Raw genomic sequence first — 17,676 nt, 5'->3', positions numbered from 1 at the left:
CGGTCACCGGCCAAGGCGAAGCTTATGGATGAGCTCGACGTCAGTCCCGGCACGGACTCCCACGACAGTGCCCTGACCCTGCGCCTGGCTCTGAAGATCGTCAGCGATGGTATCTGGGACTGGCACATCCGCACCAATCACGTCAGCCGCAGCCCCGGCTGGTACAGCATGCTCGGCTACGACACGGACAGCCTGCCGGAGAACGTCGCGACCTGGCATGAGGTGATCCACCCGGACGACTTCGAGCAGGTGATGCGCGGCTTCAACGCCTATGTCGAGGGGCGCAGCGAGCAGTATGCCGAGGAATACCGCTGTCGCTGCCGCGATGGCAGCTACCTGTGGGTCAGCGATCACGGCCGCTTCGTCGAGTTCGACGAGACGGGGAAGGCGACCCGGATGATCGGCGCCCATCGCAATATCCACGAACGCAAGCTGGCCGAACTGGCCTTGCAGCAGAAGAATCTCGAATTGCAGCAGCTCAACCAGCAGCTCGAAGCGCTGGTCGAAGCGCGCACCGAGGCGTTGCGCCGGGCCAACGAGGCGCTGGTCGAGCAGGCGGCAGAGGCCCTGCGCCTCGCCGAGATCGACCCGCTGACGCAGATCGCCAACCGCCGCCGTTTCGAACAGCAGATGCATGCCGAATGGCAGCGCCTGCAGCGCCATGGCCACGCCTGCGCGCTGATGATGTTCGACCTCGATCATTTCAAGCGGGTCAACGATCGCCTGGGACATCAGACGGGCGACCGCGTACTGGTGGCGGTGGCGGACGTGGTGCGGCAGCAGTTGCGAGAGGAGGACTGCTTCGCCCGCTGGGGCGGCGAGGAGTTCATCGTGTTGCTGCCGGAAACCAGCCGCGACGCCGCGCGGGAGCTGGCCGAACGGCTGCGCTTGAGCGTTCGCCGGGCCGACGCCTCGCTACCGGTGCAGTTGACCGCCAGCTTCTCGATCACCGCGATGCATTCCGGCGAGGACCTGATGGCGCTGATGCGCCGGCTGGACGACGGGCTCTATCGCGCCAAGCAGCAGCGCGACTGCATCGTGACCTGCTAGAGGCTCAGGCGTACGTCGCCCAGGCGCGCGCCGCTGGGGCCGAAGCTGCGTTCCAGCAGTTCGCGGCGACCGTCGGCGTGAACGATCAGCGCCGTGCTGGCGCGGGTGCCGTAGTTCGCGCTGGCGATGAACACGCTCGACAACAGCTTTTCGGTGGCCAGGCCCACGCCGGTCTCGGGCAGTTCTGCGTCGCTGGCCTGGCGCTCGTCGGCCAGCAGGGCGACGAGCGATTCGGCCTCCGGTTGTTCGAGCTGTGTTTCCAGCGCTGAACGGGCGCGGAGCAGCTTGGGCCAGGGCGTATCCAGCGCGGCGTTGGACAGCCCGTGCACGCCGGGCGCCACCGCCGTCGGCGGGCCGATGCGCGGGTTGAAGTAGCAGAGCTGCCCGGCGTCGCCGACCAGCAGGTTGAAACCGCTGTAGTCGCTGGCGCGGCGCGCGACCTGCTGCAGGTATTCCAGCGGCGCCTGCTTGCCCTGCAGGAAGGCGGCGACCAGCTCGCCGCGCGAGCGCGGCCCCAGCGGCTGGCCCGGATCACGGACGTTGGTCAGCGCCGCGAAGCGGCCGCCCGGGGCGATGCCCATCCAGGTACCGCCCGCTTCCAGGTCGCGGCCCGCGTACAGGCCGGGGAAATCCTCCCATGCCGCCAGCGGCAGGGTGGGGCGGGCGTAGAACTCGTCGCGGTTGGCCGCGACGATCAGCGGCGTGGCATGGTCGGGGCGCCAGGCGAAGACGATCAGGCACATGGAGTGTTCTGCGGGCTTGTTTGCAGGGATGAGAGTAGCGGAAATCACCTGGGAGCAGGTGTCGTCTCGGGAAGAAATCCAGCCAGCTCCGAATGCTCTTGGCCAGTGAAGCGCGAGGGTTGGACATCCGACTTCGGTGGTGAAGCGGGGTCAGTTTCCGATAATCGGATGATGGCAATGAGTGATGGCATTTAAATATTAAAATAATTTCATTCTATGAGAAAAATCCAGATTTTTCGCTACATACAGCCGGTTTAACGAGAGAAAGATTGTTACATCCGCATTGCACGCGTAGGAAATGGCTTACATGGATGGAGGAAATTGGCGATTTCATTGGTAATTGTTGCTCAGGTAATTTTCGCGCCTTGAGGATTTGGCCTGCTCGTTAATAGGCTTTTCCAGAGCCTCTTCTAGCTGCGTTCTGGCTGTTGGAACTATCAGGAATAGTCAAAATACCCTCGCTTTACTTGGCTGGGGGCTTTGGACTGTTCTGACTTGGTAACGCAAGGCGCGCCCGTTGGGAGGACGGAACGCCAGTGTTACAAGGCTGCTTGCCACCCATGGATTTGGGTTTCATTTCAACGGACGAAATATCGTGGACATTGCAGAAACTGCCAGTCTGAAGGACCGCGCCAAGAAGAAACTGGAGCGCGATGCTGGCCCCCTCATCATCGATGCGCTGAACGATCCTCAGACCGTCGAGCTGATGTGCAATGGCGACGGCAAACTCTGGCTCGAGAAGCTCGGGCAGCCGATGAAGCACATCGGCGATCTTCGCCCGGCGCAGGCGGAGTCGATCATCAAGACAGTGGCGGGCTACCACGGCAAGGAAGTGACCCGCAGCAAGCCGCTTCTCGAAGGCGAGTGGCCGCTGGACGGCTCGCGCTTCGCCGGTCAGCTCCCTCCGGTGGTGCGTGCGGCCACCTTTGCCATCCGCAAGAAGGCGGTGGCGATCTACACGCTTGACCAGTATGTCGAGTCGGGGATCATGAGCCCCGTGCAGTGCGATTCGATCAAGCGCGCCATTCGCGACCACCGCAACATCCTCGTGATCGGTGGCACTGGCACCGGTAAGACCACTCTGGTCAACGCGGTCATCAACGAGATGGTCGTCGAGTTCCCCAGCGAGCGCGTTTTCATCATCGAAGACACCGGCGAGATCCAGTGCGCGGCTGCCAACTTCGTGCAGTACCACACCACCGTCGACGTGAGCATGACCCATCTGCTCAAGACTTCGCTGCGCATGCGCCCGGATCGCATCCTGGTGGGCGAGGTGCGAGGGGAGGAAGCGCTCGACCTGATAGACGCCTGGAACACCGGTCATCCCGGTGGTGCTGCAACCCTGCACGCGAACAGCGCCGCCGAAGGACTTACCCGCCTCAAATCCCTGGTTTCCCGCAACAAATCCGCTCCGGCAGAGATCGAGCCGCTGATTGGCGAGGCGGTTCACGTCGTCATTTCCATCGCCAGAACCCCAGAAGGCCGCCGCATCCAGGAGATCCTCGAGGTCTCTGGATACGAGAACGGCCGATACATCCTGCGCAACCTGTAAGGACACACTGCACATGCAAGCCAAGTCTTCTCTCTCGCGTTTCAACGCTCCGTTGTTTGGTTACCTGGCGTTCAGCTTCCTGCTGCTGGCCGTGCTGGCGATGCCGGAGCATGCTTTCGCCGCCTCCAGCGGCGGCGGCAACCTGCCGTACGAAGGCTGGCTGACCAGCCTGCGCGAATCGGTCACCGGTCCGGTGGCCTTCGCCCTGTCGATCATCGGCATCGTGGTCGCCGGGGGCGTCCTGATCTTCGGCGGCGACCTCAACGGCTTCTTCCGCACTCTGATCTTCCTGGTGCTGGTCATGGCCCTGATCGTCGGCGCGAACAACGTGATGAAGAACTTCTTCGGCACCAGCGCCGAGCTGGCTCAGCTGCCGCAGCAGAGCCAGGCACAGGGTCAGGCATAAGCTATGGCACTGCGCACGATTCCCATCCGCCGGGCCGGCAACCGGGACAACCTGTTCATGGGCGGGGATCGCGAGCTGGTGATGTTCTCCGGGTTGCTCGCGTTTGCGCTGATCTTCAGCGCCCAGGAGCTGCGAGCGACCCTGGTGGGCCTGGCGCTGTGGTTCGGCTCGCTGTTCATGCTCCGCGTGATGGCCAAGTCGGACCCGAAGATGCGCCATGTCTACCTGCGCCACCGGCGCTACAAGTCGTACTACCCGGCACGTAGCACGCCGTTCAGGGACAATCCTCCAAGTCAGGGAAGTCAATACAAATGATCGAAGGTATTGCGTATGCCATCGCAGCCCTCGGTGCCTTGCTCGTCCTGCTGCTGATCCAGCGCCTGCTGCAGGTGGATGCGGAACTCAAGCTGAAGAAGCATCGCTCGACGGAGGCCGGCCTGGCCGACCTGCTGAACCATGCGGCGATGGTCGATGACGGCGTGATCGTGGGCAAGAACGGCGCCTTCATGGCGTCGTGGCTGTACCGTGGCGACGACAACGCCAGCAGCACCGAGGAGCAGCGCGAGCTGGTGTCGCTGCGGATCAACCAGGTGCTGGCCGGCCTGGGCAATGGCTGGATGATCCATGTCGATGCGGTGCGCCGTCCGGCGCCGAACTACTCCGCCAAGGGCGTCTCGCATTTCGACGATCGCCTGACCCGGGCGATCGATGAGGAGCGCCGCTCGTTCTTCGAGTCGCTGGGGGCCCTGTACGAGGGCTACTTCGTACTGACCCTCACCTATTTCCCGCCGATGCTGGCCCAGCAGAAGTTCGTCGAGCTGATGTTCGACGATGACACGGCGCCGCCGGATGCTAAGGTGCGCACGCGTAACCTGATCGAGCAGTTCAAGCGCGATTGCCAGAGCATCGAGGGCAGCCTGTCGTCCGTGCTCAAGCTGACCCGCCTGCGCGGCAATCGCCAGGTCACCGAGGAGGGCGCGCAGATCACCCACGACGATTTCCTCAGTTGGCTGCAGTTCTGCGTGACCGGGATCAGCCAGCCGGTGCTGCTGCCGAGCAACCCCATGTACCTGGACTCCATCATCGGAGGCAAGGAGCTCTGGGGCGGGGTGGTGCCGAAGATCGGCCGCAACTTCATCCAGGTGGTGGCGGTGGAAGGTTTCCCGCTCGAATCCGCGCCCGGCATCCTTTCCGCGCTGGCGGAGCTGCCGTGCGAATACCGCTGGTCCAGTCGCTTCATCTTCATGGATACCCATGAGGCGGTTCAGCACCTGGAGAAGTACCGCAAGAAGTGGAAGCAGAAGGTCCGCGGCTTCTTCGACCAGGTGTTCAACACCAACTCCGGCAACATCGACCAGGACGCCCTGGCCATGGTGCAGGATGCCGCCGATGCCATCGCCGAGGTCAACAGCGGCCTGGTCGCCCAGGGCTACTACACCAGCGTGGTGGTGCTGATGGACGAGGATCGTGGCCGCCTGGAAGAGGCGGCCCGCAGCGTCGAGAAGGCCATCGAGCGCCTGGGCTTCGCAGCCCGCATCGAGTCGATCAACACTCTCGATGCGTACCTGGGCAGCCTGCCCGGGCATGGCGTGGAGAACGTCCGCCGTCCGCTGATCAACACGCTGAACCTGTCCGACCTGCTGCCCACCAGCAGCATCTGGACCGGCAGCGCGGATGCGCCCTGCCCGCTGTACCCGCCGCTGTCGCCGGCGCTGATGCACTGCGTGACCAGTGGCGCCACGCCGTTCCGCCTCAACCTGCACGTACGCGACCTGGGCCACACCTTCATGTTCGGCCCCACCGGCGCGGGCAAATCGACCCACCTGGCGCTGATCGCAGCTCAGTTGCGCCGCTACCAGGGCATGTCGATCTTCGCCTTCGACAAGGGGATGTCCATGTACCCGCTGGCGGCGGGGATTCGCGCCGAGAGCAACGGTCGCTCCGGGTGCCATTTCACCGTGGCGGCAGACGATGAGCGCCTGGCGTTTTGCCCGCTGCAGTTCCTCGAGACCAAGGGCGACCGCGCCTGGGCGATGGAATGGCTGGACACCGTGCTGGCGCTCAACGGCATGGAAACCACCGCTGCCCAGCGTAACGAGATCGGCCATGCGGTGATGACCATGTACCGCGACGGCTCCCGCACCCTCTCCGAGTTCTGCGTGATCGTGCAGGACGAGGCGGTCCGCGAGACGCTGCGCCAGTACACCGTGGACGGCACCATGGGCCACCTGCTCGACGCCGAGGAAGACGGCCTGGCGCTGTCGGACTTCACGGTGTTCGAGATCGAAGAACTGATGAACCTGGGCGACAAGTACGCGCTACCGGTGCTGCTCTACCTGTTCCGCCGCATCGAGTGCGCCCTCAAGGGGCAGCCAGCGGTGATCATCCTCGACGAGGCCTGGCTGATGCTCGGTCACCCGGCCTTCCGCGAGAAGATCCGCGAATGGCTCAAGGTCCTGCGCAAGGCCAATTGCCTGGTGCTGATGGCTACCCAGAGCCTGTCGGATGCGGCGAACTCCGGGATCCTCGACGTCATCGTCGAATCCACCGCGACCAAGATTTTCCTGCCCAACGTCTACGCCCGCGATGAGGACACCGCCGCCCTGTACCGCCGCATGGGCCTGAACGCCCGGCAGATCGAGATCCTCGCCACCGCGGTGCCCAAGCGCCAGTACTACTACGTGTCGGAGAGCGGCCGCCGTCTCTACGACCTGGCCCTCGGCCCGCTAGCGCTGGCCTTCGTCGGCTCCTCCGACAAGGAGTCGGTGGCCGCCATCAAGCGTCTGGAGGCCAAGTACGGCAGCGGCTGGGTGGCGGAATGGCTGGCCTCCCGAGGCCTGAGACTGAACGACTATGGAGTGGCCGCATGAGCCTCGCTGACAGCATCAAGGGACTGGTCTTCAAGCGTCCCGCCAATCCTTCCGCCAAGGCGGCGCCTCGCGGAGCCGCCCTCGACAACCCGTACCTGACCGCGCGGCGCACCTGGAACGACCACGTCGGCAGTTTGGTGACTTCCCGCCAGGCCTGGCAGGTGGTGGGCATCCTCTCGTTGATGATCGCGTTGGCCGGCGTCGGCGGCATCATCCACATCGGCAGCCAGTCGAAGTTCGTGCCCTACGTGGTGGAAGTCGACAAGCTCGGCCAGCCCATGGCCGTCGCCCCGGCCCAGGTGGCCGCCCCGGTGGACCTGCGGGTGATGAAGTCCCAGGTGGCGTCGTTCGTTTCCGATGCACGCACCGTGACCCCGGACGTGGCGCTGCTGCGCAAGTCGATCTTCCGCCTCTACGCCCTGCTGGCGCCCAACGACCCGGCAACCCAGAAGATGAACGAGTGGCTCAACGGTACCAAGGAATCGAGCCCCTTCGTGCGCGCCGCCGAAGAGACCGTCAGCGTCGACATCCGCTCGGTCATGCAGCAGACCCCGGAGACCTGGCAGGTTGACTGGGAAGAGGTCACCCGTGACCGCCAGGGCCTGCTCAAGTCCAAGGCCACCTGGCGCGCCCTGGTAACCACCTACGTTGCCGAACCCACGACCCAGACCAGTGAAGAACAAGTACGGATGAACCCGATCGGGACCTTCGTCCGTGACTTCTCCTGGTCCAAGCAACTCTGAAGGACCGACCATGAACCGTTACCTTTGCGCCATGCTCGCGGCACTCCTGCCGGCATTCGCGCAGGCCACGCCGGGAGCCAGCGAGGCCGACCTGTACTTCTCCGATGCCAATCCCATCCTGACGCCCCAGGAGCGCGCGGCGCTGTCGATTTCCCAGCGCTGGCAGCAGGCCAGCGCCACCGGCATCAAGCCCGTGGACGGTGGCGACGGCACCGCCCGCTTCATCTATGGTGCCCAGCAGCCGAGCATCGTCTGCGCGGTGCTGCAGGTGTGCGACATCGCGCTGCAGGCCGGCGAACAGGTCAACTCCATCAACCTCGGCGACACCGCGCGCTGGACCGTCGAACCGGCCATCACCGGCGTCGGCGAAAGCGAAGTCCAGCACCTGATCGTCAAGCCGATGGACGTTGGCCTGGAGACCTCCCTGGTGGTTACCACCAACCGCCGCACCTACCACATCAAGCTGCGCTCGCACCGCACCCAGTACATGCCGCAGGTGGCCTTTACCTATCCGGAAGAAGCGCTGGCCAAGTGGAACCTGATCAAGGCCCGCGAAGCCACCGAACGCAAGAAGGCGACCATCCCGGAGACCGGCGAGTACCTGGGCAACCTGAGCTTCGACTACACCCTGAGCGGCGAGACCTCCTGGAAGCCGGTGCGCGTCTACAACGACGGCAGCAAGACCATCATCCAGATGCCGCGCGCCATGGGCCAGACCGAGGCGCCGACGCTGCTGGTGGTGCGCAAGGACGGCGGCTGGTTCCGCGACGACGAGACCGTGATGGTCAACTACCGCGTCCAGGGCGACCGCTACATCGTCGACACCGTGTTCGACAAGGCGATCCTCATCGCTGGCGTGGGCAAGTCGCAGGACCGCATCACCATTCAGCGGGGTAAATGACGATGCGTGGATGGATCGCTCTCTTCGCCTGTGCCGGGCTGACCGCCTGCGCGCAAAGTCCCTACGGCAACTTCGCCGAGAACAGCACGCCGGCGATCAACCAGCAGTTGGCGACCGCCACGGTGCGCCAACTGGCCACCCTGCATCCGCCGGCCAGCACCCGCCTGCAGATCGCCCAGCAGACTTCCGACGGCTACGGTATCGCCCTGGTGCGCACGTTGCGTGCCTCGGGCTACTCGGTGCAGGAGTTCAACCCGCAGGCCAAGGCCGCGGAGCCATCTGCTCGTGCAACGTCGCCGCTGGTGGTCAATTACATCATCGATGCGCCCAAGGACAGCAATCTCTACCGCGTCACCCTGCTGGTTGGCCGGGAGTCCTTGAGCCGCGCCTACGCGGTGCAGAACGACCGGCTGCAGGCGGCTGGCGTCTGGGTGCGCAAGGAGTGACGGGCGATGAATAGCAAGAACGACGCGATGTCCCCGGATGCCTCGCCCGGCACCCTCAGCCGCAGCGCCGGCGTGCGCCGGGTCAACAACTGGCCGATGTACATCATCGGCGGCGCGGCCATGGTCTTCCTGCTGATCATGCTGCTGGTCGCCGCCGACCGCGCCGAGCAGCAGAACAAGCCGGCCGAGAAGGACGCCGAGAAGGGCGGTAACAGCAGCCTCTTCGCCGAACAGATCAAGGGTATCGACCAGGACGGGATCATTCCCAGCAAGGCCGAGCCGCCCGCCATTCCCACCCTGGACGAAAAGCCGGCGCAGCAACCGGTCGGCCTGCAGGTGGTGCGTCCGAGCAACCTCGACGCACCGCCGCTGCCGCCGCGCGAGCTGCCGCCAAACGTCGATGGCGACGAACTCGAACGTATCCGTCGCATGAAGATGCAGCAGTTCCAGGAAGCCGTGCGCGCACGCAGCACTGTGCAGGTCGATGCCCCGCGCAGCCGCGCGTCGAGCGAATCCAGCCGCGGCCCGCTCAGCCAGCAGGACGCCCTGGCGCGGATCGCCGCAGCCCGCCAACGCCTGCAGGAAGAGTCCCACAGCGACCCGACTGCCGCCTACAAGGCGCGCCTGGCCGAACTGCGCGCCGCCGGTATCGGTGGCAGCGGCGGCACGGGGGGCGGGGCGGACAGCAGCGAATCGCCGTTCCTGGTGCAGACCACGAGCGGTGCCGGCAAGGACTACAACCAGTTCGGCAACCAGGGCGGGGAAGACCGCTGGCGTCTGGGGTCGTCCGTCGAGGCGCCACGATCCCCCTACGAACTGCGCGCCGGATTCGTGATCCCGGCCACGCTGATCTCGGGGATCAACTCCGAGCTGCCGGGGCAGATCATCGCTCAGGTGTCGCAGGGCGTGTACGACACCCCCACCGGCAAGCACCTGCTGGTGCCGCAGGGATCGCGCCTGGTCGGCTCCTATTCCAGCGATGTGGCCTACGGGCAGTCGCGGGTGCTGGTGGCCTGGCAACGCATCGTCTTCCCCGATGGCAAGGCGATGGACATCGGCTCCATGCCCGGTTCCGACAGCGCCGGCTATTCGGGCCTGAACGACAAGGTCAACAACCACTACCTGCGCATCTTCGGTTCGGCCTTCCTGATGTCCGGCATCGTCGCCGGCATCAGCCTCAGCCAGGACCGCAACGAGGACAGCGACAACGATCGCACCACCGCCAGCAGCGCGATGAGCGAAGCGCTCGGCCAGCAACTGGGCCAGGTGACCGCGCAGATGATCGCGAAGAACCTCAACATCGCACCGACCATCGAAATCCGTCCGGGCTATCGCTTCAACGTGATGGTCACCAAGGACATGACGTTCTCGAAGCCCTACCAGTCCTTCGACTACTGAGACATCCCGCCAAGGAGAGCAACATGAAGCCCACGCCCTTGTTGAAACCCGCCATTGCGCTGTTGGCCGGTCTCGGATTCACCCTGCAGGTACACGCCGGCATTCCCGTGATCGATGGGGCCAACCTCACCAACAACGTGATGACGGCCGTCGAGAGCGTGGCTCAGACGCTCAAGCAGGTCGAGGAATATGCCAAGCAGGTACAGCAGTACCAGACCCAACTGGACCAGTACGAAAACATGATCCAGAACACCGCTGCGCCGGCGGCCTATATCTGGGACCAGGCCAATGCGACCATCAACAAGCTGATGGCCGCGCAGGACATGTTGAACTACTACACGAACCAGGCGGGGAGTCTGGACTCATTTCTGGATAAGTATAAGGACGTCTCCTACTACAAGAGTTCGAAGTGCTTCACGGGCGGTGGTTGCACAAGTGCTGACTGGAAGGGCATGCAGGAGTCGCAGGAGTCGGCGAACGAAGCCCAGAAGTTGGCCAACGATTCGCTATACAAGGGGATCGAACAGCAACAGGCCAGCCTCAAGTCCGACGCCAGGCGCCTTGAGCAGCTTCAGACTGCCGCTACGACCGCGGACGGCCAGGTCAAGGCCATCCAGTATGCGAACCAACTGGCCAGTCACCAATCCAACCAGCTCCTGCAGATTCGAGGCCTGTTGCTTGCTCAGCAGCAAGTGCTAGCTGCCGAAAGCTCGGCCAGGACCAACGCCCAGGCGCAGGAGCAGGCAGCCCATGCCGCGTCGTCCAAGGGTGTTGGTCCGGATGACCTTCCCAGCAACTCAATGAAGTGGTGATTCCCATGTCGAAGAAACTGACCCTGTGTGCCTTTCTGGTTTGCGCGGTCCTTGCCGGTTGTCGTGACGAAGCGGATTGCAGCAATCCGAAAAATGCGGAAGAAGCGTCCAAATGCAATGTCCAAGGCGGCTTCTCCAAGGATTCGGTCGGGCCTGACGAGTTACCCAAGCAGACGAAATCCTGGTAGTGCGATGAGAAGAGCCAATTTGCCATTGATTGTCACGGCCGCGCTGTTGGCCTTCTACTGCGCGTCCGCTTCGGCAGCCTTACCCTATTTCGACCCGGGCACTCAGCGGGGCGTACTGGATGATGTCATTCTCAGATTTAGCCAGAAGTCGTCGCTCTGGGCATCCAAGATCACGGGTTATGCAACTTGGCTCTTCTGGACGCTGGCCACCATCAGCATGGTCTGGACCTTTGGATTGATGGCACTACGCAAGGCGGACATCGGCGAGTTCTTTGCGGAGCTCGTGCGATTCATCATGTTCACAGGATTCTTCTGGTGGCTGCTGATACATGGTCCCGAATATGCGGACAGCATTATCAGGTCCTTGCGTACCATCGGTGAGAAAGCCAGCAACAACAGCGACATTTCGCCTTCCGGCATCGTCAACATTGGCTTCGTGATCTTCAAGCAGGCCATCAAGGGAACCTCCGCTTGGAGTCCGGTGGACAGTCTGGTCGGAGTGGTCCTGAGTATCCTGGTCCTGTCGGTATTGGCGCTGGTCGCGGTCAACATGCTTCTGCTGCTGATTTCCGGCTGGATTCTGATCTACGCAGGCATCTTCTTCCTCGGATTCGGGGGGGGACGATGGACATCCGATATGGCCATCAACTACTACAAGACTGTGCTTGGACTCGCGGCGCAGGTGCTCACCATGATCCTTCTGGTGGGCATTGGTCAGGATCTTCTCACCGAGTTCTACAACAAGATGACCAAGGGCACGCTCAACTTCGAAGAGCTGGGTGTGGTTCTGGTGGTGGCCATTGCATTGCTTATGCTGGTCAACAAGGTGCCAGCGCTGGTGGGAGGCATTGTCAGTGGCGGTGGAATGGCTGCCGGCGCTGGCATCGGCAGTTTTGGCGCGGGTGCTCTGGTGGGGGCGGCCAGCATGGCGGCGACGGCTGTCAGCGGAGGGGCCACGGCGCTCATGAGTGGCGCCTCCAACCTCGCGGGCGGTGCCCAATCCATGTACTCCGCATTCAAGAGCGCCCAGTCCAATGTCGCGGCAGGAACGGATATCGCGTCGCGGATGGCGGGGGTATTCGGCGATGGTGGCGGGGGTGGCAGTGGTGCTGGCGACGGTGGCGCCAGTCCTCTGGGGGCCGCGATGGGCCTCGCTAGCGCTGCATCAGGCGGCGTGGACGGTGGTGCCGCAAGCTCCGTGATGTCGGCGATGTCCTCCTCGGGTGGCCAGGATTCGGGTGGCTCTTTGGAGGGCTCGAAAGGCTCGGGTGACTCTGACAGTGGCGCCGCTGGCCCCATGGCTCAAGCGGCTGATGTGGGTGGTGGAAGTGGCGCAGGGAGTGCATCGCCCCTGGCGGGCGGTGGCCGCGTCCAGGACGTCGCCGACTCTGGCGACGGTGACCGGGCTGGCGGCCGGATTGACGGCGGATCCAATGGTGGATCGGCGTCCCCTCGCTCGCTGGGTAGCGCCGGCCGCATTGCCCTGGACATGGGCGCCAACCTAGTCTCCGGCATGGGACGCATGGCCCAGTCGCGCATTGATCGAACGCTGGGTGGACAGTTGGCCGCGGAGATATCCAATCCTGGCTCTAGCAGCAGGAGCTCGAACCTGGACACGAGTTCGGCCAGCAGCCACTTCGATCCGGCCGCCGAAGTGGCGGCCTATCGCGACAGCAAGCAGGAAAACAGTTGAACAAGGAGTGCTCATGACTATTGCAAGGATTTTCCCGGCTGCCGTGCTGGCCGCCAGTTTCGCCATCGCGCTGCCGGCCCAGGCCAAGGACCCGTGCGCCACCGTGCTGTGCATGTGGGGCAAGCTCAAGGGCGCCGGTACGGTGGAGAACTGCGACGGCCCAGTCGCCGACTACTTCGACATCGTCAAGAAGAAGAGGGGCAAGATCAAACTGAGCCAGACGGCCGATGCGCGCCAGTCCTTCCTCAACAGTTGCCCGAAGGCCGATCCCGGCGCGACCAAGGCGATCAACGACAAGTTCGGCAAGGTCATCTGAGGCGCGTCACGATGCCGTTCGTCGCTGATGTTCCGCCGCCCGCGCTGAGCGAGCCGGTTGCCTGTTCGATCATGGCGGCGGTGAAGTACGAGCTGCCGGTGAACATCGTGCTGGCCGTGGCCGGGCAGGAAAGCGGCAAGCCCGGGCAGTGGGTGCGCAACAGCAATGGCACCTATGATGTCGGCCCCATGCAGTTCAATACGGCTTACCTGCGTGAGCTGTCGCGCTATGGCATCACCCCTGAAGATGTGGAAAAGGGTGGCTGCTATTCCTATGACCTGGCCGCCTGGCGCATTCGCGGCCATGTGCGCAACGACAGTGGCGATCTCTGGACACGCGTGGCCAATTACCACTCGCGCACGCCAGCGATCAATGCACGCTACCGTCAGCTCGTCATGCGCCGTGCGGTCTACTGGGCCGATTGGCTGGATGAGCGCTTCGCCACACAGCAGGTCACGCAGCATTCGGTATTCTCCGGCGCCCCAGTTGGAGCCCCTGCGGCCACCGCTGAGGTAAAACCGCGGGCGGAGGAGGCTCCGGCACAGCGGGATACCACTCCGGCAGCGGCGCAGGCATCCACTTATGTGCCCCGGCGCCTGTTGGTGGGGAGCAATTGATGGAGCCTGTGGTCACAGGCGTCACGGAATTCATCGACGAATGCCATGAGCTCCTGCCGGGGAGCGAAATGAATAAGGGACCCGCCATAAGGTGGATGCAGGGAGAGATCGATTGAACCACCCAACCGCTGGTGCCAGCGCACCTTTCGCTGATGCGACATTACGCCGTTTCGCAGGCTTCCGCGCACGGTTGCGCCTGAGCTCGCTGATCGCCATCGTGCTGGGAGCCTGCGTGCTCCTGCCCGGCACTTCTTCTCCGCTTCACGCTAAGGAGTTTTCCATGAAAGACAATCAAGGCCAGCACCAGCCGTACACCCCGGGCATGAAGTTGCCGGAGGGTGTGTTTCCGCCCATGCAGGGATATACCCACGTGGATTTGATTGCCGCGGCCTGTGGGCGTGTCGAAGCCTTGATGAAGGCTAATGATGTTGACCCGACGCTGGCTCGCGAGTCTTTGGTCGCTCTGGCTGACCACTTGAATCGCGCCCTTGAGTCGCAGAATGCGGAATATCAGATCGCAACCTGGTATCAGAAGCCCTATGACGATCCTGCCGGGCGCACCCAGAGCGTTGCCGCGATGGCTGAAAGCTTCGGTGCCCTGGCTGTGCATGCAGCTACAGACTCGCTCAAGGGCTCGCCGTTGTTGCACAAGGATGATCAGTTCCTGCGTAGCTATATCAGCAGTGCCGGTGATGGTGTCCACGATCTGATCGTGAGCCTGAACAAGACAGGCTCCTGATGGTGTTTTTGCGGATACCGGGAGAGACCGATTGAACCGCCCAACCACCTATGCGACGGCATCACGCACCGTCATGACATTTCGACTTGTTGGGGCCTTCCGCGCGCGACCATGCCTGAGCTCGCTGATCGCCATCATGTTGGGAGCCAGCGTGCTCCTGCCCGGCACTTCTTCTCCGCTTCACGCCCAGGAGTTTTCCATGAAAGACAAACAAGGCCACTACCAACCCTACACCCCTGGCATGAAGCTGCCCGATGGCGTGTTTCCGCCCATGCAGGGGTATACCCATGCGGATCTAATCTCGGCCGCTTCTACGCGAGTTGAGGCGCTTATGAAGTCACAGGATGTTGATCCCACCCTGATGCGTGAGTCGTTGATCGCTCTGGCCTCTCATTTGAACTCGAAGTTTGAGGAAGAGGGTGTCGAGTATCAGATTTCCAGCTGGTATCAGAAGCCTTATGGCGATCCCTCTGCTCGGGCGCGTAGCGTGGAGAGGATGGGAGAAGATTTTGGCGGCGCTGCTGTAGATGGGGCGGCAGATTCATTGAGTGGCTCGCCGTTGCTGCTGAAAGGACGTGAGTTCTACAAAGCATTCATTGGAGCCGCTGGGGATGGCGTCCACGATCTGATCGTGACCTTGAACAAGCCGAACTTCTGAAGAGAGTCCGGTATGAGATTGCGCGACTGCGCAATCTTTGGCTGAGCGGTATGTCGATTCATAGGGATATGACATGAGCGGTGCATTGCGCTTCACGGTGTATTTCGACGGCACCGGTAACAACAAGGACCTGAATACACCCGAAGGTACGCAGACCAACGTCGCCCGGCTTTATGAGCTGGATACCGCTAAGGGCACCAACCTGGCACGCAATTCGGGTCATGAGCCGCAGCAGTACGATGCCCATGAGCGCTCCGGCCAATCGGAGAAGGTCTATTTCGACGGAGTTGGCAGCCAGGCCGGCATTACTCCGCGTTCCGTGTTGGAGGGTGGTACCGGGCTCGGCGGACAGGAGCGTATCAACCAGGCCTATGACGCCATCGTGGCCTTCCACAACAAGTATCCAGACCAGAAAGTCGACGTGAATATCGTTGGCTTCAGCCGTGGTGCTGCACAATCCCGCGCGCTGGCCAACGCGTTCATCGAGCGTGGTGTGCCGAAACTGGATGGCCAGGGGCAACCCACGGGAGACTTCCTGATTCCACCTGGCCAGGCTCATGTGAACAAGCTGGGCATCTTCGACACCGTGGCCTCCTACGGTAACGCGATGTCCGATACCCACCTGGGCAAGAACCTGGAGATCGGCAAGAACGTCGACTCGACCACCCATCTGGTGGCGATGAATGAGTACCGCGATACCTTCCGCCTCACCAGTGCCCTGCGCAATGACGACAACTCGCGCATCGAGGAACTGAAGTTCGCCGGTGCACACTCGCAGGTCGGCGGCGGTTACCGCAACGACGTATTGGCGGCCGGGCCGTTGGCGGTGATGTATGACCGTCTGCAGTCGGCCGGCATCGAAATGAAACCGATGCAGCAGGACGACGTGCAGCGCATCGAGCAGTACAACGAGCTGATTAAGAGCCCCGAGAAGGTCCAGGAGGCGCTGATCGATTCACGTCTGAAGGCTGGCAACGAGGCTTTCACTCGTGGTGCCGATGGTTCGCTCCAGACGGTCAACAACATGCCGTTCCCGATGGAGCGCGGTACGGTTAATGTCTTCGATCGCCAGGCTCGCCCCTTCGAGCACCAGACCAAAGGGCGGGGTGTCATCTTCGAGAACGACAACTCGCTTAGCAAAAGCGGCACTCAGAGAAATTTAGAGTCAATTGGAAACTGGTTCTCCAAGATTGGGGAACAGATTAAGGATCGAATGGCCGAGTATGTGGGGACACGAACTCGTGCTGAGCGAGCCGACGCTCGAGGACAAGATTCCTTCGATCAGGAGTTGGCAAAGTACCAACAGGCGTCTCGCCATCAAAGTGAAGAACTGGCCAAGTCATTGACAGCTTCTCGTCCAGATCAAAGTTATATCAGCGACCTCAATCTCCAGCAGGTGCCAGTCCCATCCAAGAGCGAGAAGCAACTCAAGCCCGACCCCCATGCCCAGCAACGCACCGACTCCTTCAAGTCCATGGAGGAAAAGGCGCGCTCGCTCAATCCATCGGCGAGCATCGGAGAGGCCTCGCAGAGTGGGCGCAAGGCGTTCAGCGGGCTGGTCGTGGACATGGACGACCATCACATCCTGCAGAAGATCGGCCAGAGCAATGAGTTCGTTATCCATGACCGCCGTGACTGCGACCCGAACCGTACCTACCAGGTGGGCAAGAGCACCGCGATCGTTCACGAGAAGGGTATCGACGATCTGGCGCGCAACCTGGCGCCGAAACTGGAGCAGGACGCCGGCCTGAGCAAGGCCATGCGTCGATGATCAGGGATTCCCTGCCGGCTCCCACGGCATCGGCCGTCATCGGGGCAGGCCACTGGCTGCCCCAGTTGCGACTCGCCGATGGTGCGCTGGAGGCCTTGAAGTGGCTGGCGCTGCTGCTGATGACGGGCGATCACCTGAACAAGTACCTGTTCAACGAAACCTTGCCATTGCTGTTCGAGGCCGGGCGCGTGGCCATGCCGCTTTTCGTGGTCGTACTGGCCTGCAACCTGGCGCGTCCGGTCGCAGGGGAGAAGGGGGCCTATCGTCGAACCGCGTTGCGCCTGTTCCTGTTCGGGGTGCTGGCGACGCCGCCTTTCATTGCCCTGGGCGGACTGCTGAAGGGGTGGTATCCGCTGAACATCCTCTTCACGCTGCTGCTGATTACCCTGGCGACCGCAGCCGGCGAGCGCGCGGCGGCGGGGCGGCCGCTTTACTGGGGCGTCGTGGCCGCGGTGGTCGTCCTCGGTGGGGCCTTCGTCGAGTTCTGGTGGCCGGCCGTGCTGCTGGGCTTGAGCGTAGGCTGGTACGTTCGTCGCCCTGGCCTGCCGGCCGCAGCGGGTGTTCTGCTGTCGCTTGCGGCGCTCTGTCCGCTCAATGGCAACGCCTGGGCGTTCGCCGCCGTGCCGTTGGTGATGGTCGCGACCCGCCTCACTCCGGCGGTGCCGCGCTGGCGTTGGGTGTTCTACGCCTATTACCCGCTGCACCTGCTGGCACTCTGGTTGATTCGCATTCCGATGGCCAAGGCCGGCTACCTCTTCCTGATATGAAGCATG

The 17,676-nt window shown here is 62.9% G+C and carries 19 protein-coding genes; 18 read left to right on the top strand and 1 reads right to left on the bottom strand.

The features are described from left to right. The first annotated feature begins 24 nt into the window (after positions 1 to 24). Positions 25 to 1,050: a sensor domain-containing diguanylate cyclase gene (locus tag O6P39_RS25540; protein ID WP_275609152.1), complete on the top strand. Its 1,026-nt coding sequence runs from the start codon at positions 25 to 27 to the stop codon at positions 1,048 to 1,050. Here the strand turns inward: O6P39_RS25540 and O6P39_RS25535 are convergent. After that, positions 1,047 to 1,793: an NRDE family protein gene (locus O6P39_RS25535; RefSeq protein WP_275609151.1), complete on the bottom strand. Its 747-nt coding sequence runs from the start codon at positions 1,791 to 1,793 to the stop codon at positions 1,047 to 1,049. The genes O6P39_RS25540 and O6P39_RS25535 overlap by 4 nt on opposite strands. Positions 1,794 to 2,394: 601 nt before the next feature. Between O6P39_RS25535 and trbB the strand changes: the two genes are divergently transcribed. The 17 genes from trbB to O6P39_RS25450 all read left to right on the top strand — a co-directional run bounded on the left by trbB (position 2,395) and on the right by O6P39_RS25450 (position 17,670). Next, the gene (gene trbB / locus O6P39_RS25530; protein WP_331319710.1) at positions 2,395 to 3,345 is read left to right on the top strand and encodes a P-type conjugative transfer ATPase TrbB; all 951 of its coding nucleotides are present in this window, start codon (positions 2,395 to 2,397) and stop codon (positions 3,343 to 3,345) included. Positions 3,346 to 3,358: 13 nt separating this feature from the next. Further along, positions 3,359 to 3,751: a conjugal transfer system pilin TrbC gene (gene trbC / locus O6P39_RS25525; protein WP_275609149.1), complete on the top strand. Its 393-nt coding sequence runs from the start codon at positions 3,359 to 3,361 to the stop codon at positions 3,749 to 3,751. A gap of 3 nt (positions 3,752 to 3,754) precedes the next feature. After that, on the top strand, positions 3,755 to 4,066 hold the full coding sequence (locus tag O6P39_RS25520) for a conjugal transfer protein TrbD (RefSeq protein WP_096825343.1): 312 nt from the start codon (positions 3,755 to 3,757) through the stop codon (positions 4,064 to 4,066). Then, positions 4,063 to 6,621, top strand: a complete 2,559-nt coding sequence (locus O6P39_RS25515; RefSeq protein WP_275609148.1) for a VirB4 family type IV secretion/conjugal transfer ATPase — start codon at positions 4,063 to 4,065, stop codon at positions 6,619 to 6,621. The genes O6P39_RS25520 and O6P39_RS25515 overlap by 4 nt, the downstream gene beginning before the upstream one ends. Further along, positions 6,618 to 7,364 (top strand): conjugal transfer protein TrbF, encoded by a 747-nt coding sequence (locus O6P39_RS25510; RefSeq protein WP_275609147.1) that lies wholly within the window; start codon positions 6,618 to 6,620, stop codon positions 7,362 to 7,364. The genes O6P39_RS25515 and O6P39_RS25510 overlap by 4 nt, the downstream gene beginning before the upstream one ends. Before the next feature lie 10 nt (positions 7,365 to 7,374). Further along, entirely contained in the window at positions 7,375 to 8,265 is an 891-nt protein-coding gene (gene trbG, locus O6P39_RS25505; protein ID WP_275609146.1) for a P-type conjugative transfer protein TrbG, read from the top strand. A 2-nt stretch (positions 8,266 to 8,267) separates the two neighbouring features. Next, positions 8,268 to 8,711 (top strand): conjugal transfer protein TrbH, encoded by a 444-nt coding sequence (locus tag O6P39_RS25500; RefSeq protein WP_275609145.1) that lies wholly within the window; start codon positions 8,268 to 8,270, stop codon positions 8,709 to 8,711. Between the two features lie 6 nt (positions 8,712 to 8,717). Continuing rightward, complete coding sequence (locus O6P39_RS25495) at positions 8,718 to 10,109, top strand: TrbI/VirB10 family protein (protein ID WP_275609144.1); 1,392 nt, start codon at positions 8,718 to 8,720, stop codon at positions 10,107 to 10,109. 23 nt (positions 10,110 to 10,132) lie between these two features. Further along, complete coding sequence (gene trbJ, locus O6P39_RS25490; protein ID WP_275609143.1) at positions 10,133 to 10,921, top strand: P-type conjugative transfer protein TrbJ; 789 nt, start codon at positions 10,133 to 10,135, stop codon at positions 10,919 to 10,921. Positions 10,922 to 10,926: 5 nt separating this feature from the next. Next, a complete protein-coding gene (locus O6P39_RS25485; RefSeq protein WP_275609142.1) occupies positions 10,927 to 11,109 on the top strand; it encodes a hypothetical protein in 183 nt (60 codons plus the stop codon). A 4-nt stretch (positions 11,110 to 11,113) separates the two neighbouring features. Next, entirely contained in the window at positions 11,114 to 12,802 is a 1,689-nt protein-coding gene (trbL, locus tag O6P39_RS25480) for a P-type conjugative transfer protein TrbL (protein WP_275609141.1), read from the top strand. Between the two features lie 13 nt (positions 12,803 to 12,815). After that, positions 12,816 to 13,118 (top strand): TrbM/KikA/MpfK family conjugal transfer protein, encoded by a 303-nt coding sequence (locus O6P39_RS25475; protein ID WP_275609140.1) that lies wholly within the window; start codon positions 12,816 to 12,818, stop codon positions 13,116 to 13,118. 11 nt (positions 13,119 to 13,129) lie between these two features. Next, the gene (locus O6P39_RS25470) at positions 13,130 to 13,735 is read left to right on the top strand and encodes a transglycosylase SLT domain-containing protein (protein ID WP_275609139.1); all 606 of its coding nucleotides are present in this window, start codon (positions 13,130 to 13,132) and stop codon (positions 13,733 to 13,735) included. Between the two features lie 112 nt (positions 13,736 to 13,847). Beyond that, positions 13,848 to 14,474: a hypothetical protein gene (locus tag O6P39_RS25465; RefSeq protein ID WP_275609138.1), complete on the top strand. Its 627-nt coding sequence runs from the start codon at positions 13,848 to 13,850 to the stop codon at positions 14,472 to 14,474. Between the two features lie 199 nt (positions 14,475 to 14,673). Then, positions 14,674 to 15,132 (top strand): hypothetical protein, encoded by a 459-nt coding sequence (locus O6P39_RS25460; RefSeq protein WP_275609137.1) that lies wholly within the window; start codon positions 14,674 to 14,676, stop codon positions 15,130 to 15,132. Positions 15,133 to 15,205: 73 nt separating this feature from the next. Then, positions 15,206 to 16,903 (top strand): DUF2235 domain-containing protein, encoded by a 1,698-nt coding sequence (locus O6P39_RS25455; protein WP_275609136.1) that lies wholly within the window; start codon positions 15,206 to 15,208, stop codon positions 16,901 to 16,903. Then, positions 16,900 to 17,670 carry a TraX family protein gene (locus O6P39_RS25450; protein ID WP_275609135.1) on the top strand — a complete coding sequence of 257 codons (771 nt, stop codon included), beginning with the start codon at positions 16,900 to 16,902 and terminating at the stop codon, positions 17,668 to 17,670. Before O6P39_RS25455 ends, O6P39_RS25450 begins: the two co-directional genes overlap by 4 nt. Positions 17,671 to 17,676 lie beyond the last annotated feature (6 nt).

Source organism: Pseudomonas sp. PSE14, assembly GCF_029203285.1.
GTDB lineage: Bacteria > Pseudomonadota > Gammaproteobacteria > Pseudomonadales > Pseudomonadaceae > Pseudomonas.
This window is presented reverse-complemented; position numbering and strand designations above follow the sequence as displayed.